The sequence below is a fragment of the Pseudomonas sp. ATCC 43928 genome (assembly GCF_005938665.2).
In the GTDB taxonomy this organism is placed as follows: Bacteria; Pseudomonadota; Gammaproteobacteria; order Pseudomonadales; family Pseudomonadaceae; genus Aquipseudomonas.
Genome location: NZ_CP041753.1, coordinates 658,073 through 679,945 on the forward strand (window position 1 = coordinate 658,073; position 21,873 = coordinate 679,945).

Consider the following 21,873-nt stretch of genomic DNA (forward strand, 5'->3'; position numbering starts at 1 on the left):
TCTTTCGAAGGCGGGGCTTTTTGGTGTTGTGGCGATCAGAACAAATCGATCGGCGCCGCTTCGTCCGCTGGTAGCGGGCTGCCCGGCACATTGCCGTTACCCAGCTCGTTCACCGACGGTGGCGTATCTTCGGCCTTGAACAGCTCAAAGTAGGCGCCTGGCGTGCTTGGGGTGGCTGCACGACCGCTGACCGGGTCGACCCGCAGGCTAAGGATGCCTTCAGGTTCCGGCTGGGTATGGGCTGGCTTGCCTTTGAGGGCAGCGCCCATGTAGTTCATCCAGATCGGCAGGGCGACGGTGCCGCCGAACTCGCGTTTACCCAGGCTTTCCGGTTGGTCGAAGCCGGTCCAGACGGTGGTCACGTAATCGGCGTTGTAGCCGGAGAACCAGGCGTCCTTGGATTCGTTGGTGGTGCCGGTCTTGCCCGCAATGTCACTGCGGCCCAAGGCCAGCGCACGACGGCCAGTACCGAGTTTGATCACGTCCTCAAGCATGCTGTTGAGGATGTAGGTGGTGCGACCATCGATGATACGTTCGGCCACCGCTGGCGCTTGTGACACTGGCTGGGCGCCCGGCGCTTCGCCTGGGATGGCGTTGACGGTGAAGGTATTGGCGGCCGGCACGGCGATGCCGTCGCTGACTACGTTGCCTTTCGGAACGCTCGGCGGGTTGGCAACGAACAGTGTGTCGCCGTTGCGGCTTTCAATCTTGTCGATGATATACGGGGAAATCTTGTAGCCGCCGTTGGCGAAGGTGCTCCAGCCAGTGGCGATCTCCATTGGCGTCAGGGTCGCGGTGCCCAATGCCAGGGACAGGTTGCGTGGCAGGTCCTGCTTGTTGAAGCCGAACTTGCTGATGTAGTCGATGGTGCGGTCGACGCCCAGCGCTTGCAGCAGGCGGATCGATACCAGGTTGCGCGACTTGTAGAGCGCTTCACGCATGCGGATAGGGCCGAGGAAGGTGTTGGTGTCGTTCTTCGGGCGCCAGACCTTGTCCAGGTACTCGTCGACGAACACGATCGGTGCGTCGTTCACCAGGCTGGCGGCGGTGTAGCCGTTATCCAGGGCGGCACTATAGACGAACGGCTTGAAGCTCGAACCTGGCTGGCGCTTGGCCTGCATGGCGCGGTTGTAGTTGCTCTGCTCGAAGGCAAAACCGCCGACCAGGGAACGAATGGCACCGTTCTGCGGATCGAGGGACACCAGTGCGCCCTGGGCCTGCGGAATCTGGCTGAATTTGAGCGAATTGTCCGGCTGACGTTGTACGCGAATCAGATCGCCGACCTGCGCGACGTCCGACGGCTGCTTCGGATTGGCGCCCATGCTGTTGGTGTTCAGGAACGGACGGGCCCACTTCATGGTGTCCCAGGCGACGTGTTCTTCGCCGGTGCGGGTCAGCACCTGCACGCCGTTCTTGTCGACCTGGGTCACGATCGCCGGCTCCAGGCTGCTGATGGTCCGCTGCTTGGTCAGTTCCTGGGTCCAGGCCTCTCGGGTTTTACCCGGCAGGCGTGACTCGGGGCCGCGATAACCGTGCCGTTGATCGTAGGTCATCAAGCCTTCGTGAACCGCGCTGTTGGCCATTTCCTGCAAATCGCTCGGCACCGTGGTGGTGACGCGGAAACCTTCGGTGTACGCATCGCTGCCATAGCGACCGACCATTTCGGCGCGGGCCATTTCGGCGACGTACGGTGCGTTCACTTCCGGAGTCGGCACGTGATAGCTGGCGTTCAGCGGTTCGTTGATCGCCGCGGTGTAGTCGGCTTCGGTGATCTTGCCGAGCTTGTACATGCGCCCCAGGATCCAGTCGCGACGCTCCTTGCTGCGGGCCGGGTTGGCCAGCGGGTTGAAGCGCGACGGGGCTTTTGGCAGACCGGCGATCATCGCCATCTGCGCCAGGCTGACGTCACGAATCGACTTGCCGTAATAGACCTGCGCCGCTGCCTCGATGCCATAGGCGCGGTTGCCCAGATAAATCTTGTTGACGTACAGCTCGAGGATTTCGTCCTTGGTCAGCTGCCGTTCGATCTGCAGGGCCAGGAGGATTTCGGTGGTTTTGCGCGAGAAGCTGCGTTCGCTGCTCAGGAAGAAGTTCTTCGCCACCTGCATGGTGATGGTGCTGCCGCCGGACTGAATGTGTCCGCTCTTTACCAGCTGGGTGGCGGCACGCATCAGGCTGCTGGGATCGACGCCGTAGTGGTTGGCGAAATTGTCGTCTTCAGCACTTAGTAACGCATTAATGAAATTGGGGGGAATGTCGGCGAAACGGATCGGCGTACGGCGCATTTCGCCAAATTCTGCGATCAACTTGTTGTCGCTGCTGTACACCCGCAAAGGAATCTGCAACTGAATGCTTCTCAGCGCCTCCACAGATGGCAATCCAGGGCTAAGGTAAAGAAAGGCGCCGCTCAGACCCAGGAGCAGTCCGCAGAAAACGGCGACGATGGACCAACCGAAGAATTTCAGCAGACGAATCAAGGCTTTTGGATATCCAGGGCAAAGAATGAATTAGGCATCAGGGTTCAGGCTATAAAGAGAATGACCCGCGCTTGCAGTGAAAGCGGAAAAACGCTCGGCATTATAAGCATTTTTCCGCAGGGAGCGTCATTTGCGCTTCTGTCAAGACGGGGGGTATTGAACGCAATGGATATTACAGAGTCCGTAACTCACGGATAGTCATAGGGAATTGGTAGTGCTAGGACTCTTCAATAAAAAAACCAATGCGCTTCTGGGGATCGACATCAGCTCTACGTCGGTGAAGCTGTTGGAGTTAAGCCGCCAAGGCGACCGTTATCGGGTCGAGGCCTATGCGGTCGAGCCGCTGCCCGCCAGTGCCGTGGTCGAAAAAAATATTGCCGAGCTCGAAGGCGTGGGGCAGGCCCTTGCGCGCGTGCTGCTCAAGGCCAAAACCAGCCAGAGGAACGTCGCCGTGGCGGTCGCCGGCTCGGCGGTGATCACCAAGACCATCGAGATGGACGCCGGTCTTTCCGACGACGAGATGGAAAACCAGCTGAAGATCGAGGCCGATCAGTACATCCCGTATCCGCTGGATGAAGTGGCGATCGACTTTGAAGTGCAAGGCGCGTCAGTGCGCAACCCCGAGCGGGTCAATGTGCTGCTGGCCGCCTGTCGCAAGGAAAACGTCGAGGTTCGTGAAGCGGCCCTGGCCCTGGCCGGGCTGACCGCGCGAGTAGTCGATGTCGAAGCCTATGCCCTGGAGCGAGCGTTCGGCTTGCTGGCAACCCAGCTGGCCGCCTCTCAGGAGCATCTGACCGTGGCGGTAGTCGATATCGGCGCCACCATGACCACCCTGAGCGTGTTGAATAATGGGCGGATCATCTACACCCGCGAACAATTGTTCGGCGGCCGACAACTGACGGAAGAAATCCAGCGCCGTTATGGCCTGACGGTCGAGCAGGCTGGGTTGGCGAAGAAACAGGGTGGTTTGCCGGACGATTACGTCAGTGAGGTCTTGCAGCCGTTTCGGGATGCGTTGGTGCAACAAGTATCGCGCTCATTGCAGTTTTTCTTTGCCTCCGGCCAATACAGCTCGGTCGATCACATTCTCCTGGCCGGCGGCACTGCCTCGGTCCCAGGGCTGGATCGGTTGATCGAGCAGCGTCTGGGTACGCCGACCCAGGTCGCTAACCCATTCTCCGACATGACCCTGAGCAGCAGGGTCAACGCCAGTGCCCTGGCGAGCGATGCGCCGGCACTGATGATCGCCTGCGGGCTGGCCCTCAGGAGTTTCGACTGATGGCACGGATCAATCTTTTACCCTGGCGTGAAGAGTTGCGCGAAGCGCGGCGCAAACGCTTTTTGCTGGCGTTGGCCGGTGTGCTGGCAGGGTCGGTGGGGGCACTGCTGATCACGGACCAGGTCATTAACAGCGCCATTGATCGACAAGTCGCGCGTAACGATTACATCGCCAAGCAGATTGCCGTGGTCGACGAACGGATCAAACAGATCAGCGATCTGAAGGCTCGTCGCCAGCAGCTCGTTGAGCGTATGCGCATCATCCAGGACCTGCAAGGCAACCGGCCGATCAGCGGGAGGATCTTCGATCAGTTGGCGCGCACCTTGCCGGACGGCGTGTATTTCACCGAAGTGAAAATGATCGGCAAGACCTTGTCCATCACCGGCGCGGCGGAGTCCAACAATCGTGTTTCGGATTTGATGCGCAATCTAGATGCATCCGACTGGTTTGATGCGCCCAATCTCACGGAAGTCAAAGCGACCACCGCCGGTCAGCTGGATCAGGCCAATATTTTTCAGTTGACCGTCCGTCAGACTCAGCCGGCAATTGTGGGGGTGGCTAAATGAGGCTGTCCGAATGGCTCGAAGGGTTGCGCCAGATCGACATCAGCGATCTGGACACCAACAACATGGGTTCCTGGCCAAGGGCGATCAAGGTTCTTGCGAGTGTTCTGCTGATGGTGCTGGTGATGGCTCTGGGCTATAGCTTCCTGATCAGCGACCTGGAAAGCCACCTGGAACTCAAGCGTGAGGAGGAGTCGACGCTCAAGGAGCAGTTTGCGACCAAAGCCCACATGGCGGCCAATCTTGAGCTGTATACCCAGCAGATGAAGGAAATGGAGAACTCCTTCGGCATGCTATTACGGCAATTGCCCAGCGACACCGAAGTGCCCGGCCTGCTGGAGGACATCACCCGCACCGGCCTGGGCAGTGGCCTGGAGTTCGAAGAGATCAAGCTGCTGCCGGAGGTCACCCAGCAGTTCTACATCGAACTCCCTATCCAGATCACCGTCACCGGCGCCTATCACGACCTGGCCACTTTCGTCAGCGGCGTGGCGGGGTTGCCGCGGATCGTCACCCTGCATGATTTCGACTTGGTGCCGGCCAATCCCGAAGGCGGTCCGAAGTTGCGCATGAGCATCCTTGCCAAGACCTACCGCTACAACGACAAGGGGTTGCAGAAATGAACCCGATTCGTTGCCTGTCGATGGTGATGTCTCTGGTCGTCCTGGCCGGTTGTGGCGGTGACAATGGTTTCAGCGACATCGACGCCTACCTGAACGAAGTGCGCCTGCGAGCGCCCGGCAAAATTGAACCAACGCCGACATTCCAGTCTTATCCGACATTCACCTACAGCGCTGCCAACCTGCGCAGTCCGTTCTCCCGGCAGGTCAGAGTCGATCTGGCTGGCCAGAAGCACGGCTCGCGCAACGTCAAGCCCGACCCCAACCGGGTCAAGCAGTACCTCGAAGGCTTCAACATCGAACAATTTGAAATGGTCGGCACAATCTCCAATGCCTCCGGCTCCTTTGCGCTGCTGCGCGGGGCGGGCGGTGTGCATCGGCTGAAAGTCGGCGATTACCTGGGACGTAATGATGGACGGATCGTCGCCATCAGCGCTTCGCAAGTCGATGTGGTCGAAATCGTTCCCGATGGCGAAGGCGCCTGGCTGGAGCGGCCGCGGACCATCCCTTTGAAAGAGCACTCATAGTGGAACTCGAACAATGAACAGGATTTTCTCAACCTTCGGTATTTCGCTATGGATAGCGTTTCTGTCGCCGTTGGTACAGGCGGCCAACCTCAAAGCGCTGGATGTCGCCGCGCTGCCTGGTGACCGTGTCGAGCTGAAGTTGTCGTTCGACGGGCCGCCACCGCAGCCTCATGGCTATACGACTGAGCAGCCTGCGCGGATTGCGCTGGATTTGCCGGGAGTTACCAGTCAGCTGGCGAACAAGAGTCGTGACCTGGGCGGCGGCAATGCCCGCAGCGCCACGGTGGTGGAAGCCAAGGACCGCACGCGGCTGATCATCGGTCTGACTCAACTGACTCCGTATAGCGCACGTGTCGAAGGCAACAACCTGTTCGTGGTCGTCGGGCAGGCGGCCGGTAACAAGGCGTCAAAACCGATTGCCAGCGCACCACGCGCGGCCACGGCGGTACCCGCACCCGCCAGAGCCAGTGCTCCCGTGGGCAAGGCTATTCGTGGCGTGGATTTCCAGCGTGGCACCCAGGGTGAAGGCAACGTGGTTATCGATCTGTCGGATCCATCCATTGCCCCGGACATTCAGGAACGCGATGGCAAGATCATCGTCGGCTTCACCAAAACTCAATTGCCTGAGCGGTTGCGCGTACGCCTCGACGTCAAGGATTTCGCTACCCCGGTGCAGTTCGTCAACGCCAGCGCCACGGGCGACCGGGCCATCATCAGCATCGAGCCCAGCGGCGCCTTCGATTATTCGACCTACCAGACCGATAACAAACTGACCATCAGCATCCGGCCGATGACTGTCGATGACTTGCAAAAACGCAACGCCGAACGTTTTGCCTACAGCGGCGAAAAGCTCTCGTTGAATTTCCAGGACATCGATGTGCGCTCGGTGCTGCAATTGATCGCCGATTTCACCAACCTCAATCTGGTGGCCAGTGACACGGTGCAGGGCGGCATCACGTTGCGCCTGCAGAATGTGCCGTGGGATCAGGCGCTGGACCTGGTGTTGAAAACCAAAGGCCTGGATAAGCGCAAGATTGGCAATGTGTTGCTGGTGGCGCCGGCCGATGAAATCGCCGCCCGGGAGCGTCAGGAGCTGGAGTCGCAGAAACAAATCGCCGAACTGGCGCCTCTGCGTCGCGAGCTGTTGCAGGTCAACTACGCCAAGGCTGCCGATATCGCCAAGCTGTTCCAGTCGGTGACCAGCGCCGAGGCGAAAGTCGACGAGCGCGGTTCAATCACTGTCGATGAGCGGACCAACAACATCATTGCCTACCAGACCCAGGACCGCCTCGACGAGCTGCGTCGCATCGTTGCACAGCTGGATATTCCAGTGCGTCAGGTGATGATCGAGGCGCGCATCGTTGAAGCCAACGTCGATTACGACAAAAGCCTCGGCGTGCGCTGGGGCGGTTCGGTGCAGAAGGGTAATTGGAACGGCTCCGGGGTCAACGGCTCTTCGACCACCGTCGGCACGCCGGGCAGCACCAGCACCAACTCGCCGTTCGTCGACCTTGGGACTTCCTCCAACACCTCGGGGATCGGCATCGCCTTCATTACCGACAATGTGCTGCTGGACCTTGAGCTGACGGCCATGGAAAAAACCGGCAACGGGGAAATCGTCTCGCAGCCCAAGGTGGTCACGTCAGACAAGGAAACCGCGAAAATCCTCAAGGGCACCGAAATCCCCTATCAGGAAGCCAGCTCCAGCGGTGCCACTTCGGTGTCGTTCAAGGAGGCCTCGCTGTCCCTGGAAGTGACGCCGCAGATCACCCCGGACAACCGCATCATCATGGAGGTCAAGGTCACCAAGGACGAACCGGACTACCTGAACAAAGTGCAGGATGTACCGCCGATCAAGAAAAACGAGGTCAACGCCAAGGTATTGGTCAACGACGGCGAGACCATCGTGATTGGTGGGGTTTTCTCAAATACTCAGAGCAAGGTTGTAGATAAGGTGCCATTTCTCGGTGATGTACCGTATCTTGGCCGCCTTTTCCGGCGTGACGTGGTTTCGGAGAAAAAATCCGAGCTGCTGGTATTTCTCACTCCGCGTATCATGAACAATCAGGCGATTGCTGTGAGTCATTGATTCTGTGCGAAATTTGATTCTTGTTGGACCGATGGGGGCTGGAAAAAGCACCATCGGCCGGTTGCTGGCCAAAGAGCTGCGCCTGCCGTTCAAAGATTCCGATAAGGAAATTGAATTGCGCACGGGCGCCAATATCCCGTGGATTTTCGATAAAGAAGGCGAACCGGGCTTTCGTGACCGCGAGCAGGCGATGATTGCCGAGCTGTGCGCGTCCGACGGCGTGGTGTTGGCGACCGGTGGCGGAGCGGTAATGCGCGAGGCCAATCGTCGGGCGCTGCACGCCGGTGGTCGGGTGGTCTATCTGCACGCGTCTGTCGAGCAGCAAGTGGGCCGAACGGCTCGCGATCGCAATCGGCCACTGCTGCGTACCGCCGATCCGGCCAAGACCCTGCGGGACTTGCTTGCGATCCGTGACCCGCTGTATCGGGAAATCGCCGACCTGGTGGTGGAAACCGATGAGCGGCCACCGCGGATGGTGGTGCTCGATATTCTCGAACGCTTGCAGCAGCTGCCGCCCCGTTAATGCACGGGGCGAAATGCGCTATCCTCGGCGTCCTGTCGCAGCCGCTCAAAGTTGTGGCGGATGATTACCGGACGGCGTCACACCAGCAGACGCCATGGAATTCGTAAACTCAAGGCAGGACGCCTGATTCCATCTTCACTGTGGGGACACATGCAGACACTCAAGGTCGATCTAGGCGAGCGCAGCTACCCGATTCATATTGGCGAAGGTTTGTTGGATAAGCCTGAGCTGCTAGCCCCGCATATCCGCGGGCGGCAGGTGGCGATCATCTCCAACGAGACCGTCGCGCCGCTCTACCTCGAGCGTCTGACCCGCAGTCTGGCGCAGTTCTCGGTCATTTCCGTGGTGCTGCCCGATGGCGAAGCCTTCAAGACCTGGGAAACCCTGCAACTGATTTTCGATGGCCTGCTGACTGCTCGGCACGACCGTCGCACCACGGTGATTGCCCTCGGTGGCGGCGTGATCGGTGACATGGCCGGTTTTGCCGCGGCCTGCTACCAGCGAGGCGTCGATTTCATCCAGGTGCCGACCACGTTGCTGTCGCAAGTAGATTCTTCGGTGGGCGGCAAGACCGGGATCAATCATCCGCTGGGCAAGAACATGGTCGGCGCCTTCTATCAGCCCAACGTGGTGCTGATCGATACCGCCACCCTCAATACACTGCCGGCCCGCGAACTGTCTGCCGGGCTGGCGGAAGTCATCAAGTACGGGCTGATCTGTGACGAGCCATTCCTGACCTGGCTCGAAGAAAACGTCGATCGACTGCGCGCCCTGGACCAGGTCGCCCTGACTTACGCTATCGAACGTTCCTGTGCGGCCAAGGCGGCAGTGGTGGGTGCCGACGAGAAAGAGACCGGCGTGCGTGCCACGTTGAACCTGGGGCATACCTTCGGCCACGCGATCGAAACCCATATGGGCTATGGTGTCTGGTTGCATGGTGAAGCAGTCGCTGCTGGCACCGTGATGGCTCTGGAAATGTCCGCACGGCTGGGCTGGATCAGCGAAGAGGAGCGTAATCGCGGTATTCGCCTGTTCCAGCGCGCCGGCCTGCCGGTCATCCCGCCGGAAGAGATGACTGAAGCCGATTTTCTCGAACACATGGCAATTGACAAGAAAGTGATCGACGGTCGTTTGCGCCTGGTGCTGCTGCGCCACATGGGCGAAGCGGTGGTGACCGACGATTATCCGAAAGAGGTTTTACAGGCCACGCTGGGAGCGGATTACCGCGCCCTGGCTCAGCTTAAAGGTTAATAAGATCCCGATGACTAGTTTGCATGCCGACGAGGCTTTCCTCGGCCATTACCAGTTAAGTCATGACCCTTTCGCTCCACGGGTGCCTGGCTTCAAATTCTTCCCGGCCCAGCGCAAGCCGGTGCTGGGCCAGTTGCACCACCTGGCTCGCTACAGCCAGTTGCTGCTGGTGGTCACCGGTCCGCAAGGCAGCGGCAAAACCCTGTTGCGTCAGGCCCTGGTAGCCAGCACCAACAAACAGTCAGTGCAGAGCGTGGTGGTTTCCGCCCGTGGCGCCGGCGACGCCGCTGGCGTGCTGAATCAAGTGGCTCAGGCGCTGGACGTTGCTCAGGCCGAGATCGGTGCGATCCTGGCTCAAGTGGTGCAGCTTGCGCTCACGGGGCAGGAAGTCTATTTGCTGGTGGATGACGCCGAGCAACTCGACGAGTCTGCACTGGAAGCCTTGTTGGCCCTGGCTGCCGGCGCGCCGGAAGGTCGTCCGCATGTATTCCTGTTCGGTGAGTCCTCGCTGATTGCTCAACTTGATGCGCTGAGCCTCGAGGAAGAGCGTTTTCACGTCATCGAATTGCAGCCCTACACCGAAGAAGAAACCCGCGAATATCTGGATCAGCGTCTTGAAGGTGCTGGCCGGGGAATCGAACTTTTCACCGCGGATCAGATCTCTGATATTCACGAAAGCTCCGACGGTTGGCCTGGCAACATCAACCAGGTCGCCCGCGATGCAATGATCGAAGCCATGATTGCCAGCCGCTCAGCGGTCAAGCGTCCAAGTATGGGGTTCAACATGCCGAAGAAACACGTATTGGCAATTTCCGCCGTCGTCGTGGTCGCGGTAGCTGCCGCCTGGTTGATGCCAGGTCGCAACAAAGCACCGACCACCGGCGCGCCTGCCAACGAACAGGCACAACTGCCGCTGGGCCAGGGCACGCCAAAACCTAACAGTGCAGGCGCTCCCTCCGTGGAGTTCGCCGGTAATACGCAACCGATGCCATTGCCGTTGGTCGGTAACTCGCAGCCAGTGATGCGTGGTCCGTTGGCCGAAGCGGCTGGAGGCATTACCGAAGGCGATGATGGCGTACCGGTCGAAGGCTCCAGCGCCACACCGCCGACCGTGACCACCACTGCGCCACCGGCAGGCGTTCCAGCGGGGCCCGCGCCGACACCGGCTGCCAAGCCGACGCCTGCGCCGACTCAAGTCGCGACCGCCAAGCCTGTCGCGCCTGTGGCCAAGCCAGCGCCAGCGCCTGCACCGGCTGCCAAACCGGCTCCAGCGCCCGCCAAGCCGGCCGTCGTGGCCAAACCCGCCGAGAAGCCAGCTACCGTGGCCAAAGCCGCTGGTGGCAGCTGGTACGCAGGCCAGGCACCGGGCAGCTATGTAGTGCAGATCCTTGGCACCAGCTCCGAATCGACCGCGCAAAACTTCGTCAAGGAGCAGGGCGGCGAGTACCGTTATTTCAAGAAAGTGCTCAACGGCAAGCCGCTTTACGTCATCACCTACGGTAGCTTCGCCAACCGCGATGCAGCCGTTACTGCCATCAAGGCCTTGCCAGCGAAGGTTCAGGCTGGTAAACCTTGGCCTCGCACTGTCGCCAGCGTCCAACAGGAACTGGCAACAACTCGCTGAAGATTCGGCGGCCTTACCCAGGCCGCCTCTCCAAGCACCTCAAAATTTCTACAAGCGCATGCCGCCTCCAGGGACTGTTGGCGCTTGCTGACGACCGCGACGCAGCCCCATTTGACGCTGGGCGAGGCGCGAGGAACGCTGTTTGGTTTTTCCAAATAAGTTCCGAGCAACGCTGCCCAGCGTCAAATGGGGCGCGTCCCTTCGGGTTGCGCGCCAACGTGCGCGAGGCTGCGTTGCGGGATTTGCCAAGGGAACAACCATTGGCAGCATCCCGCGCCTTGCCTCGCGCACGTTGGCGTGCAACGCGGTTCGCCAGCAAGCGCCAACAGTCCCTGCGGCCGCGTGCCTTGTGGTGTCTGCGTCACAGTAGTCTTTGAGTCGCTGCGGTCAAAATTAAAAAAGTTTTGACTAGCACAGCATATCGCTTTAAACCTTTCACAAATGCGACATGGATTTGCGACATTTCGTCGTCAAATTTGTGAGCCTCTGTGTCGGTGTGTACAATGACCTCCCTTTTGCCCCCGCAAAGCTGGCGTACGTTCGGCGCGGATGGTAACTGGTTGAATTGAAAAGAAATTTGCCTCGATAAGAGGCAGCCTGGTGAGAAAGTGTCTATGAAAGCAGGTCTGTACCAACCAGATGAATTCAAGGATAACTGCGGTTTTGGCCTGATAGCCCATATGCAGGGCGAGCCCAGTCATACCCTTTTGCAAACGGCCATTGAGGCCCTGACCTGCATGACCCACCGCGGTGGGATCAACGCCGACGGCAAGACCGGTGACGGTTGCGGTCTGCTGATTCAAAAGCCGGATGTGTTCCTGCGTGCCATCGCCCAGGAAACCTTCGGCGTCGAACTGCCCAAGCAATATGCCGTGGGCATGGTCTTCTTCAACCAGGATCCGGTGAAAGCCGAAGCCGCTCGCGAGAACATGAACCGCGAAATCCTGGCCGAAGGCCTGACCCTGGTCGGCTGGCGCAAAGTGCCGATCGACACCAGCGTCCTCGGCCGCCTGGCCCTCGAGCGCCTGCCGCTGATCGAGCAAGTGTTCGTCGGTGGTGAAGGCCTGAGCGATCAGGACATGGCGATCAAGCTGTTCAGCGCCCGTCGTCGTTCGTCCGTGGCCAACGCCGCCGATGTCGATCACTACATCTGCAGCTTTTCCCACAAGACCATTATTTACAAAGGCCTGATGATGCCGGCGGACTTGACCGCCTTCTATCCAGACCTGAGCGACCAGCGCCTGCAAACTTCGATCTGCGTGTTCCACCAGCGCTTTTCGACCAACACGCTGCCGAAATGGCCGCTGGCGCAGCCGTTCCGCTTCCTTGCCCACAACGGCGAAATCAACACCATCACCGGCAACCGCAACTGGGCGCAGGCCCGTCGCACCAAGTTCACCAATGATCTGATGGATCTGGATGAACTCGGCCCGCTGGTGAACCGTGTCGGTTCCGACTCCTCCAGCATGGACAACATGCTCGAGCTGATGGTCACCGGTGGCATCGACCTGTTCCGTGGCGTGCGGATGATCATCCCGCCTGCGTGGCAGAACGTCGAAACCATGGACCCGGATCTGCGTGCGTTCTACGAATACAACTCGATGCACATGGAACCGTGGGACGGCCCGGCTGGCGTAGTAATGACCGACGGTCGCTACGCGGTGTGCCTGCTCGACCGTAACGGCCTGCGGCCGGCGCGTTGGGTGACCACCAAGAACGGTTTCATCACCCTGGCCTCGGAAATCGGTGTCTGGAACTACCAGCCTGAGGACGTGATCGCCAAGGGGCGTGTCGGCCCGGGCCAGATCTTTGCCGTGGACACCGAAACCGGTCAGATCCTCGACACCGACGCCATCGACAACCGCTTGAAGTCCCGTCATCCGTACAAGCAATGGCTGCGCAAGAATGCCCTGCGCATTCAGGCGACCATGGAAGACAACGACCACGGTTCAGCGTTCTACGACGTCGACCAGCTCAAGCAGTACATGAAGATGTACCAGGTCACGTTCGAAGAGCGCGACCAGGTGCTGCGTCCGCTCGGCGAGCAAGGCTACGAAGCCGTCGGCTCGATGGGCGACGATACGCCGATGGCCGTGCTGTCCCAGCGCGTGCGCACGCCGTACGACTATTTCCGTCAGCAGTTCGCGCAGGTCACCAACCCGCCGATCGACCCGCTGCGCGAAGCCATCGTCATGTCGCTGGAAGTCTGCCTCGGTGCCGAGCGCAACATCTTCCAGGAGTCGCCGGAACACGCCTCGCGCGTGATCCTCAGCTCGCCGGTCATTTCTCCGGCCAAGTGGCGCTCGCTGATGAACCTCGATCGCCCAGGCTTCGAGCGTCAGATCATCGACCTCAACTATGACGAGAGCGTCGGTCTCGAAGCCGCGGTGCGTAACGTCGCCGATCAGGCTGAAGAAGCCGTTCGCGCCGGTCGCACCCAGGTCGTACTGAGTGACCGTCACATTGCTCCGGGCAAGCTGCCGATCCACGCTTCGCTGGCGACTGGTGCCGTGCACCATCGCCTGACCGAAAAAGGCCTGCGTTGCGACTCCAACATTCTGGTGGAAACCGCGACCGCTCGTGATCCGCACCACTTCGCGGTGCTGATCGGTTTCGGCGCCTCGGCGGTCTACCCGTTCCTGGCCTATGAAGTGCTGGGTGACCTGATCCGCACCGGTGAAGTGCTGGGCGACCTCTATGAGGTGTTCAAGAACTACCGCAAAGGCATCACCAAGGGCCTGCTCAAGATCCTGTCGAAGATGGGCATCTCGACCATCACGTCGTATCGCGGTGCACAGCTGTTCGAGGCCATCGGTCTGTCCGAAGAAGTCTGCGAACTGAGCTTCCGTGGTGTGCCAAGCCGCATCAAGGGTGCACGCTTCGTCGACATCGAAGCCGAGCAGAAAGCCCTGGCGGCTGAAGCCTGGAGCCCGCGCAAGCCGATCCAGCAAGGCGGTCTGCTGAAGTTCGTCCACGGTGGCGAATATCACGCCTACAACCCTGACGTGGTCAACACCTTGCAAGCCGCAGTGCAGCAGGGCGACTACAGCAAGTTCAAGGAATACACGTCACTGGTGGATAACCGCCCGGTGTCGATGATCCGCGACCTGCTCAAGGTCAAGACCCTCGACACGCCGATGGACATCAGCGAAGTCGAGCCTCTGGAGTCGGTGCTCAAGCGCTTCGACTCCGCTGGTATTTCGCTGGGCGCCCTGTCGCCGGAAGCCCACGAAGCCCTGGCCGAAGCCATGAACCGCCTCGGTGCGCGTTCGAACTCCGGCGAAGGCGGCGAAGACCCGGCGCGCTACGGCACCATCAAGAGCTCGAAAATCAAGCAAGTCGCCACTGGCCGCTTCGGTGTGACCCCGGAATACCTGGTCAACGCCGAAGTGCTGCAGATCAAAGTCGCCCAGGGTGCCAAGCCCGGCGAAGGTGGTCAGTTGCCAGGCGGCAAGGTCAACGGTCTGATCGCCAAGCTGCGTTACGCAGTGCCGGGCGTGACCCTGATTTCGCCTCCGCCGCACCACGACATCTATTCGATCGAAGACTTGTCGCAGCTGATTTTCGACCTGAAACAAGTCAACCCGAATGCGCTGGTTTCGGTGAAACTGGTGGCAGAAGCGGGCGTCGGCACCATCGCGGCCGGTGTGGCCAAGGCCTACGCGGACTTGATCACCATCTCCGGCTACGACGGCGGCACCGGTGCATCGCCACTGACCTCGATCAAATACGCGGGCGCACCGTGGGAACTCGGCCTGGCCGAAACCCACCAGACCCTGCGTGGCAACGACCTGCGCGGCAAAGTCCGGGTACAAACCGATGGTGGCCTGAAAACCGGCCTCGACGTGATCAAGGCAGCCATTCTCGGCGCTGAAAGCTTCGGCTTCGGCACCGCGCCAATGATCGCCCTGGGCTGCAAATACCTGCGCATCTGCCACCTGAACAACTGCGCCACCGGCGTTGCGACTCAGAACGAGAAGCTGCGCAAGGATCACTACATCGGGACCGTCGACATGGTGGTGAATTTCTTCACCTACGTCGCCGAAGAAACCCGTGAGTGGCTGGCCAAGCTGGGCGTGCGCTCCCTCGAAGAGCTGATCGGTCGTACCGATCTGCTGGAAGTCCTCGAAGGCCAGACCGCCAAGCAGAACCACCTGGACCTGACTCCGTTGCTCGGCAGCGATCACATCCCGGCAGACAAGCCTCAATTCTGCCAGGTCGACCGCAACCCGCCGTTCGACAAAGGCCTGCTGGCCGAGAAAATGGTCGACATGGCCACCTCGGCAATCAACGACCTGAGCGGTGCCGATTTCGCCCTGGATATCTGCAACTGCGACCGTTCCATCGGCGCGCGGATCTCCGGTGAAATCGCCCGCAAACACGGTAACCAGGGCATGGCCAACGCGCCGATCACCTTCCGCTTCAAAGGGACGGCGGGTCAGAGCTTCGGCGTGTGGAACGCTGGTGGCCTGAACATGTACCTGGAAGGCGACGCAAACGACTACGTCGGCAAAGGCATGACCGGCGGCAAACTGGTCATCGTTCCGCCGAAAGGCAGCCTCTACAAGACGCAGGACAGTGCCATCATCGGCAACACCTGCCTGTATGGCGCCACTGGCGGCAAGCTGTTCGCCGCCGGCACCGCTGGCGAGCGTTTCGCGGTGCGTAACTCCGGTGCTCACACTGTGGTGGAAGGCACAGGCGATCACTGCTGCGAGTACATGACCGGTGGTTTCGTCTGCGTTCTGGGCAAGACCGGTTACAACTTCGGCTCAGGCATGACCGGTGGTTTCGCCTACGTGCTCGACCAGGACAACACCTTCGTTGACCGGGTCAACCACGAACTGGTGGAAATCCAGCGGATCAGCGGTGAGGCGATGGAAGCCTATCGCAGCCACCTGCAACGCGTGCTGAACGAATACGTCGAGGAAACCGACAGCGAGTGGGGTCGTAACCTCGCTGAAAACCTCGATGACTATCTGCGTCGTTTCTGGCTGGTCAAGCCCAAGGCTGCCAACCTGAAATCGTTGCTTTCCAGCACCCGTGCCAACCCGCAGTGATATGCGCCTGAAGAGTTTGATGAGGTTTTAACTATGGCTGAACGTCTGAATAACGACTTCCAGTTCATCGATGTCGGGCGCAAGGATCCGAAGAAGAAACTGTTGCGTCAACGCAAGAAAGAGTTCGTGGAAATCTACGAACCGTTCAAACCCCAGCAGTCGGCCGACCAGGCCCACCGCTGCCTGGGCTGCGGTAACCCGTATTGCGAATGGAAGTGCCCGGTGCACAACTTCATTCCCAACTGGCTCAAATTGGTGGCCGAGGGCAACATCCTCCAGGCCGCCGAGTTGTCGCACCAGACCAACACCTTGCCGGAAGTCTGCGGCCGGGTGTGCCCGCAGGATCGTCTGTGCGAGGGGGCCTGCACCCTCAATGACGGTTTCGGTGCAGTGACCATCGGTTCGGTCGAGAAGTACATCACTGACACCGCGTTCGCCATGGGCTGGCGCCCGGACATGTCCAAGGTCAAGCCGACTGGCAAGCGTGTTGCGGTAATCGGTGCGGGCCCTGCGGGCCTGGGCTGTGCCGACGTGCTGGTGCGTGGCGGCGTGACGCCGGTGGTGTTCGACAAGAACCCGGAAATCGGCGGTCTGCTGACCTTCGGCATTCCCGAGTTCAAGCTGGAAAAGACCGTGCTGAGCAATCGCCGCGAAGTCTTCACCGGCATGGGCATCGAGTTCCGCCTGAACACCGAAGTGGGCAAGGACGTGACCATGGAACAACTGCTCGAAGAGTTCGATGCGGTCTTCATGGGCATGGGCACCTACACCTACATGAAGGGCGGCTTCGCCGGCGAGGACCTGCCAGGCGTGCACGACGCGCTGGACTTCCTGATCGCCAACGTCAACCGCAACCTGGGCTTTGAAAAGTCGCCGGAAGATTTCGTCGACATGAAAGGCAAGAAGGTGGTGGTGCTGGGCGGCGGCGACACGGCGATGGACTGCAACCGTACCTCGATTCGTCAGGGCGCCAAGGCGGTGACCTGTGCCTATCGTCGTGACGAAGCGAACATGCCGGGCTCGCGCAAAGAGGTGAAGAACGCCAAGGAAGAAGGCGTGAAATTCCTCTACAACCGCCAGCCGATCGCAATCGTCGGAGAAGACCGTGTCGAAGGCGTGAAGGTGGTCGAGACCCGTCTCGGCGAGCCGGATGCCCGTGGCCGTCGCAGCCCCGAGCCGATCCCGGGTTCCGAAGAGATCATCCCGGCCGACGCCGTGGTCATCGCGTTTGGTTTCCGTCCAAGCCCGGCGTCGTGGTTCGAGCAGTTCAGCATCCAGACCGACAGCCAGGGCCGCGTCGTGGCGCCGGAGCAAGGCCAGTACAAGCACCAGACCAGCAACCCGAAAATCTTCGCCGGTGGTGACATGGTGCGCGGTTCCGACCTAGTGGTGACGGCGATCTTCGAAGGCCGCAATGCCGCTGAAGGGATCCTCGATTACCTGGGCGTCTGATCGACGCCTGACCCTGTAGGAGCCAGCTTGCTGGCGATGAACGATAACGCGGTGTACCTGATACACCGCGTCGTCTGAATCGCCAGCAAGCCGGCTCCTACAGTGTTTTGTGGTGCTGCAAAGTCTGCATTTCACCGCGACAAATTGACCCGATAGACAAAAGGATCGGCTCTTGCCGTGCCTTTTGCGTCGCGCTCTGAGAAAATGCCCGCACTTTTTTTCCGGATGCCGACATGACTGCCCTGAAGAACGACCGTTTCCTTCGCGCCCTGCTCAAGCAACCCGTAGACGTCACCCCAGTGTGGATGATGCGTCAGGCCGGTCGCTACCTGCCGGAATACCGCGCCAGCCGTGCCAAGGCCGGTGACTTCATGAGCCTGTGCATGAACCCGGCGTTCGCTTGCGAAGTCACGATGCAACCGCTCGACCGCTATCCACAACTGGACGCGGCGATCCTCTTCTCCGACATCCTGACCATCCCCGATGCCATGGGCCAGGGCCTGTACTTCGAGACCGGTGAAGGTCCACGCTTCAAAAAGGTCGTCAGCACCCTGGCTGACATCGAAGCCTTGCCGATTCCTGATCCACAGAAAGACCTCGGCTACGTCATGGACGCAGTCAGCACCATCCGCCGCGAACTGAACGGCCGTGTGCCGCTGATCGGTTTTTCCGGCAGCCCATGGACCCTGGCCACCTACATGGTTGAAGGCGGTTCGTCGAAAGACTTCCGCAAGACCAAGGCCATGCTCTACGACAACCCGCAAGCCATGCACCTGCTGCTGGACAAGCTTGCGCAGTCGGTCACCTCGTACCTCAATGGCCAGATCCTGGCCGGCGCACAAGCAGTGCAGATCTTCGACACCTGGGGCGGAAATCTCTCGGCGGCGGCGTACCAGGAATTCTCCCTGGCCTACATGCGCAAAATCGTCAGCGGCCTGATCCGCGAACACGAAGGCCGCAAAGTGCCGGTCATCCTGTTCACCAAAAATGGCGGCCTGTGGCTGGAAAGCATCGCCGACGCCGGCGCTGATGCGCTGGGCCTGGACTGGACCTGTGACATTGGCGAAGCCCGCCAACGCGTCGGCAACAAAGTCGCCCTGCAAGGCAACATGGACCCGACCGTGCTTTACGCCAAGCCAGAGGCCATCCGCACCGAAGTCGGCCGGATCCTCGCCAGCTACGGCAAGGGCAGCGGCCACGTGTTCAACCTCGGCCATGGCATTACCCCGGAAGTCGATCCGGAGCACGCAGGCGCTTTCTTGCGCGCGGTGCATGAGCTGTCGGCGCAGTATCACGAGTGATCGTCGCCCGATAAAAAACGCCCGGCATTTGCCGGGCGTTTTTGCATCAAAATCAAAAAGATCGCAGCCTTAAGCTTTCAAATTCTCCAACGGCGGCAACTTCGCCAATTTCAACGCCACCAACAGCGCAATCACCAGCAATCCGCTGATGAACAGCCCGATCCCGTTCCAGCCACCCAGATGCCAGGCCATACCGCCCGCCGTACCCGCGATACTCGACCCGGCGTAATAGCTGAACAGGTACAACGACGTCGCCTGCCCCTTGGCCTTGGTCGCGCGACGACCGATCCAGCTGCTGGCCACCGAATGCGCGCCGAAGAAGCCGAAGGTGAAGACCAGCATGCCGAAGATCACTACTGGCAGGGGCGTAAACATCGTCAACGCAAGGCCCGCGAGCATCACCACAATGGTTGCCCAGAGCACTTTGCGCCGGCCGAGCTGGTCGGCCAGGGCGCCGATTTTCGCCGAGCTGTAGATGCCCGACAGGTACACCACCGAGAGTAGCCCGACGAAGGCCTGGTCCATGTGATACGGCTCGGCCAGCAGGCGATAGCCGATGTAGTTGAACAGGGTAACGAACGCGCCCATCAGCACGAACGCTTCGACAAACAGCAGCGGCAGGCCGGCGTCGCGAAAGTGCATGGTGAAGCCGTCGAGCAGGCTACGCGGGTGCAGCGAGCGGGCGCGGAAGTTGCGCGATTCGGGGAGGATTTTCCAGAACACCGCGGCGGCAATCAGCGCCAGGCCGCCGATGACCAGCATTGCCGTGTGCCAGCTGACGAAGTCGATCAGCACCCCGACGATCAAGCGTCCACACATGCCGCCGATGGCATTGCCACCGATGTACAAGCCCATGGCCAGGCCAATGTGCTGCGGGTGGATCTCTTCGCTCAGGTAAGTCATCGCCACCGCCGCCAGACCGCTCAACGACAGCCCGACCAGCGCCCGCATCACCAGCACGCCTTGCCAGCTCGGCATCATCGCACTGGCCATGGTGCACAGTGCGGCGGCGAACAGTGCGGCGACCATCACCGGTTTACGCCCGATGCGATCGGAGATGGGGCCGGTGATCAGCAAGCCGATGGCGAGAAGGCCGGTGGCGACCGACAGGATCAGGCTGCTCTGGGCCGCATTGATGGAAAACTCGCGGGACAGCAGCGGCATCATCGGCTGTACGCAGTAGAGCAGGGCAAAGGTCGCGAAGCCTCCGGAGAACAGCGCCAGCACCGTGCGCATAAACATCGGTGTGCCTTTCTCGATGTAGATCTCGTTATGTTCAGCGACGACATCATTCAGCGCGGCGGGCGGGATTTCATGGGCGAGTGGGGCGACAGCAGTTTTCACTTCGGACCTCGGAGGACGCAGCCGGTCAGGCAATGAAAAAATCATATAGCTGGCTAATGTTTCTATCCAATATATTGTTCGACCTGTTTGATAGGTTTAACGACCTAATGGAGTTTTCATGGAATTGCGTCACCTGCGCTACTTCATTGCCGTCGCCGAAGAACTGCATTTCGGCCGCGCCGCCCAAGTGCTGGGCATCTCGCAGCCGCCGCTGAGCCAGCAGATTCAGGCGCTGGAACAGGAAGTGGGGGCGCGTCTGTTCGAGCGGACCAATCGTCGGGTCGAGCTGAGTGAGGCCGGTCGGCTGTTTCTGGAAGAGGCGCGGCTGGCGCTGGCTCAGGTCGACAAAGCGGCGGATGTGGCTCGGCGGGCACAACTTGGTGAATTGGGTGAACTGAAGATCGGCTTCACCTCGTCGGCGCCGTTCAACTCGACCATTCCCCAGGCGATTTTCTCATTTCGCCAGCGCTTCCCGGCGGTGCACCTGAACCTGCGGGAAATGAGCAGCACCCAAGTGGCCGATGCGCTGGTGGACGAGTCGATCGAGGTCGGCATCATGCGCCCGTTGGGCTTGCCGGACTCCCTCAGCGTGGTGGAACTGATGCGTGAGCCATTGGTGGCGGTGCTCAGCTCCAAGCATCCGCTGGTGGATGGCAGCGAAGAAGGTCTGTTCCTGTCCGCTCTGGCCCTCGAGCCGTTCGTATTTTTCCCGCGCAGCTATGGCAGCGGTCTGTACGCACAACTGCTCAGCCTGGCGCGGGACGCCGGCTTCAGCCCGCACTTTGCCCAGGAGGCGGGCGAGGCGATGACCATCATCGGGCTGGTGGCGGCGGGTTTGGGGGTATCGGTGTTGCCAGCGTCTTATCAGCGGATGCGCATTGATGGCGTGGTGTATCGGCCATTGCTCGATCCAGAGGCGATTTCGGCGGTGTGGCTGGTGCAGCGCAAGGATCAGAAGTCGCCGATGGCCAAGGCGTTTGTGGAGTTGTTGACGCGTAAGCTGATGCCATAGCGCTACAAGGTTTTTATTGGGTGCAGCCCTAGGTCTTTTAACGTATCGGCCGATACCGTCATTGGACTCATCACAAACTAGGGAGATACAGGATGTTCAAGCAGTTAACGTTCACCGCATTGCTGGCATTGTTTGCTCTGACCGGTGGTTGTGCTTCGGTAAAAATGGCCGATGAGACCCAGGACGCTCAAGCGAAGACTTTCCAAGTGAGCCCCGACAAAGCCAATATCTACGTTTATCGCAACGAGAGCATGGGCGCCGGGGTGAAAATGCCAGTGACCCTCAATGGCAAGCCTGTAGGGCAGACAGTCGCCAAGTCCTATCTGATGTTGGCCGTCCCGGCTGGCCAGCAGACGCTGGTGTCTTCGGCGGAAAACGACTCGGAACTGAAACTCACCGCAGAAGCGGGCAAAAACTACTTTGTCTGGCAGGAAGTGAAAGTGGGTTTCATCAAGGCGCGTAACAACCTGCAAGTCGTCGACGACAAGACAGGCCGTGCTGGTGTCGCTGAAAGCAAGTTGATTCAAGCGCAGTAAGTGTCTGGGCGGCCCCTGCGCTGAGCGTGGGGGCAAGCCCCTCACCACAAGTGTTGTTGCTGAAGCTTCGCCAAATCCCCCTTCAACGCAACCCCGGCCATGATCGCCCCAGCGTGGCACTCATAGGTCTTGGCATCCTTGCGCTCATTGCTCTTGTAGAAGCTGACGAGGTTGGTCACGGCGTTGGCGCCGGCATGCTGGTCTCCTTGACCCTG

General features: G+C 60.2%; 15 protein-coding genes and 1 pseudogene. 13 read left to right on the forward strand and 3 right to left on the reverse strand.

Annotated features, from left to right (window positions below):
* Positions 1-35: 35 nt before the first annotated feature.
* On the reverse strand, positions 36-2,477 hold the full coding sequence (locus FFH90_RS03020) for a penicillin-binding protein 1A (RefSeq protein ID WP_111453922.1): 2,442 nt from the start codon (positions 2,475-2,477) through the stop codon (positions 36-38).
* Between the two features lie 214 nt (positions 2,478-2,691).
* On the opposite strand from FFH90_RS03020, the gene FFH90_RS03025 reads away from it, so the two are divergent.
* The 11 genes from FFH90_RS03025 to hemE all read left to right on the forward strand — a co-directional run bounded on the left by FFH90_RS03025 (position 2,692) and on the right by hemE (position 18,766).
* Positions 2,692-3,756, forward strand: a complete 1,065-nt coding sequence (locus tag FFH90_RS03025; protein WP_018928618.1) for a pilus assembly protein PilM — start codon at positions 2,692-2,694, stop codon at positions 3,754-3,756.
* Complete coding sequence (locus FFH90_RS03030; protein WP_138866666.1) at positions 3,756-4,322, forward strand: PilN domain-containing protein; 567 nt, start codon at positions 3,756-3,758, stop codon at positions 4,320-4,322. The genes FFH90_RS03025 and FFH90_RS03030 overlap by 1 nt, the downstream gene beginning before the upstream one ends.
* Positions 4,319-4,942: a type 4a pilus biogenesis protein PilO gene (pilO, locus tag FFH90_RS03035; RefSeq protein ID WP_018928616.1), complete on the forward strand. Its 624-nt coding sequence runs from the start codon at positions 4,319-4,321 to the stop codon at positions 4,940-4,942. Before FFH90_RS03030 ends, pilO begins: the two co-directional genes overlap by 4 nt.
* Entirely contained in the window at positions 4,939-5,466 is a 528-nt protein-coding gene (locus FFH90_RS03040) for a pilus assembly protein PilP (RefSeq protein WP_138866667.1), read from the forward strand. Before pilO ends, FFH90_RS03040 begins: the two co-directional genes overlap by 4 nt.
* 13 nt (positions 5,467-5,479) lie before the next feature.
* Positions 5,480-7,555: a type IV pilus secretin PilQ gene (pilQ, locus tag FFH90_RS03045; RefSeq protein WP_064615925.1), complete on the forward strand. Its 2,076-nt coding sequence runs from the start codon at positions 5,480-5,482 to the stop codon at positions 7,553-7,555.
* A gap of 4 nt (positions 7,556-7,559) precedes the next feature.
* Positions 7,560-8,078 (forward strand): shikimate kinase AroK, encoded by a 519-nt coding sequence (aroK, locus tag FFH90_RS03050; RefSeq protein WP_019581860.1) that lies wholly within the window; start codon positions 7,560-7,562, stop codon positions 8,076-8,078.
* A 150-nt stretch (positions 8,079-8,228) separates the two neighbouring features.
* Positions 8,229-9,329 (forward strand): 3-dehydroquinate synthase, encoded by a 1,101-nt coding sequence (aroB, locus tag FFH90_RS03055; RefSeq protein ID WP_138866668.1) that lies wholly within the window; start codon positions 8,229-8,231, stop codon positions 9,327-9,329.
* Between the two features lie 10 nt (positions 9,330-9,339).
* Positions 9,340-10,953, forward strand: a complete 1,614-nt coding sequence (locus FFH90_RS03060; protein WP_064615929.1) for an AAA family ATPase — start codon at positions 9,340-9,342, stop codon at positions 10,951-10,953.
* A gap of 614 nt (positions 10,954-11,567) precedes the next feature.
* Positions 11,568-16,013, forward strand: coding sequence for a glutamate synthase large subunit (gltB, locus tag FFH90_RS03070; RefSeq protein ID WP_064615931.1), 4,446 nt, complete (start codon positions 11,568-11,570; stop codon positions 16,011-16,013).
* Between the two features lie 33 nt (positions 16,014-16,046).
* Positions 16,047-17,465: an FAD-dependent oxidoreductase gene (locus FFH90_RS03075; RefSeq protein WP_007936832.1), complete on the forward strand. Its 1,419-nt coding sequence runs from the start codon at positions 16,047-16,049 to the stop codon at positions 17,463-17,465.
* A gap of 233 nt (positions 17,466-17,698) precedes the next feature.
* Complete coding sequence (gene hemE, locus FFH90_RS03080) at positions 17,699-18,766, forward strand: uroporphyrinogen decarboxylase (protein WP_138866669.1); 1,068 nt, start codon at positions 17,699-17,701, stop codon at positions 18,764-18,766.
* A gap of 69 nt (positions 18,767-18,835) precedes the next feature.
* Here the strand turns inward: hemE and FFH90_RS03085 are convergent, their stop codons facing one another.
* Positions 18,836-20,110: an MFS transporter gene (locus FFH90_RS03085; RefSeq protein ID WP_018928608.1), complete on the reverse strand. Its 1,275-nt coding sequence runs from the start codon at positions 20,108-20,110 to the stop codon at positions 18,836-18,838.
* A 118-nt stretch (positions 20,111-20,228) separates the two neighbouring features.
* On the opposite strand from FFH90_RS03085, the gene FFH90_RS03090 reads away from it, so the two are divergent.
* Both FFH90_RS03090 and FFH90_RS03095 read left to right on the forward strand, forming a co-directional pair.
* Positions 20,229-21,122 (forward strand): LysR family transcriptional regulator, encoded by an 894-nt coding sequence (locus FFH90_RS03090; protein ID WP_018928607.1) that lies wholly within the window; start codon positions 20,229-20,231, stop codon positions 21,120-21,122.
* A gap of 92 nt (positions 21,123-21,214) precedes the next feature.
* Positions 21,215-21,658: a DUF2846 domain-containing protein gene (locus FFH90_RS03095; RefSeq protein ID WP_018928606.1), complete on the forward strand. Its 444-nt coding sequence runs from the start codon at positions 21,215-21,217 to the stop codon at positions 21,656-21,658.
* A gap of 41 nt (positions 21,659-21,699) precedes the next feature.
* Here FFH90_RS03095 and FFH90_RS29910 read toward each other — a convergent pair.
* A pseudogene (locus tag FFH90_RS29910) lies at positions 21,700-21,867 on the reverse strand (excinuclease); the annotation flags it as partial.
* Between the last annotated feature and the right edge of the window lie 6 nt (positions 21,868-21,873).

Coding starts and splice junctions, on each gene's coding strand:
- FFH90_RS03030 (WP_138866666.1), top strand. CDS start 3,756: ATGGCACGGATCAATCTTTTACCCTGGCGTGAAGAGTTGCGCGAAGCG.
- pilO (WP_018928616.1), top strand. CDS start 4,319: ATGAGGCTGTCCGAATGGCTCGAAGGGTTGCGCCAGATCGACATCAGC.
- FFH90_RS03040 (WP_138866667.1), top strand. CDS start 4,939: ATGAACCCGATTCGTTGCCTGTCGATGGTGATGTCTCTGGTCGTCCTG.
- pilQ (WP_064615925.1), top strand. CDS start 5,480: ATGAACAGGATTTTCTCAACCTTCGGTATTTCGCTATGGATAGCGTTT.
- aroB (WP_138866668.1), top strand. CDS start 8,229: ATGCAGACACTCAAGGTCGATCTAGGCGAGCGCAGCTACCCGATTCAT.
- FFH90_RS03060 (WP_064615929.1), top strand. CDS start 9,340: ATGACTAGTTTGCATGCCGACGAGGCTTTCCTCGGCCATTACCAGTTA.
- gltB (WP_064615931.1), top strand. CDS start 11,568: ATGAAAGCAGGTCTGTACCAACCAGATGAATTCAAGGATAACTGCGGT.
- FFH90_RS03075 (WP_007936832.1), top strand. CDS start 16,047: ATGGCTGAACGTCTGAATAACGACTTCCAGTTCATCGATGTCGGGCGC.
- hemE (WP_138866669.1), top strand. CDS start 17,699: ATGACTGCCCTGAAGAACGACCGTTTCCTTCGCGCCCTGCTCAAGCAA.
- FFH90_RS03090 (WP_018928607.1), top strand. CDS start 20,229: ATGGAATTGCGTCACCTGCGCTACTTCATTGCCGTCGCCGAAGAACTG.
- FFH90_RS03095 (WP_018928606.1), top strand. CDS start 21,215: ATGTTCAAGCAGTTAACGTTCACCGCATTGCTGGCATTGTTTGCTCTG.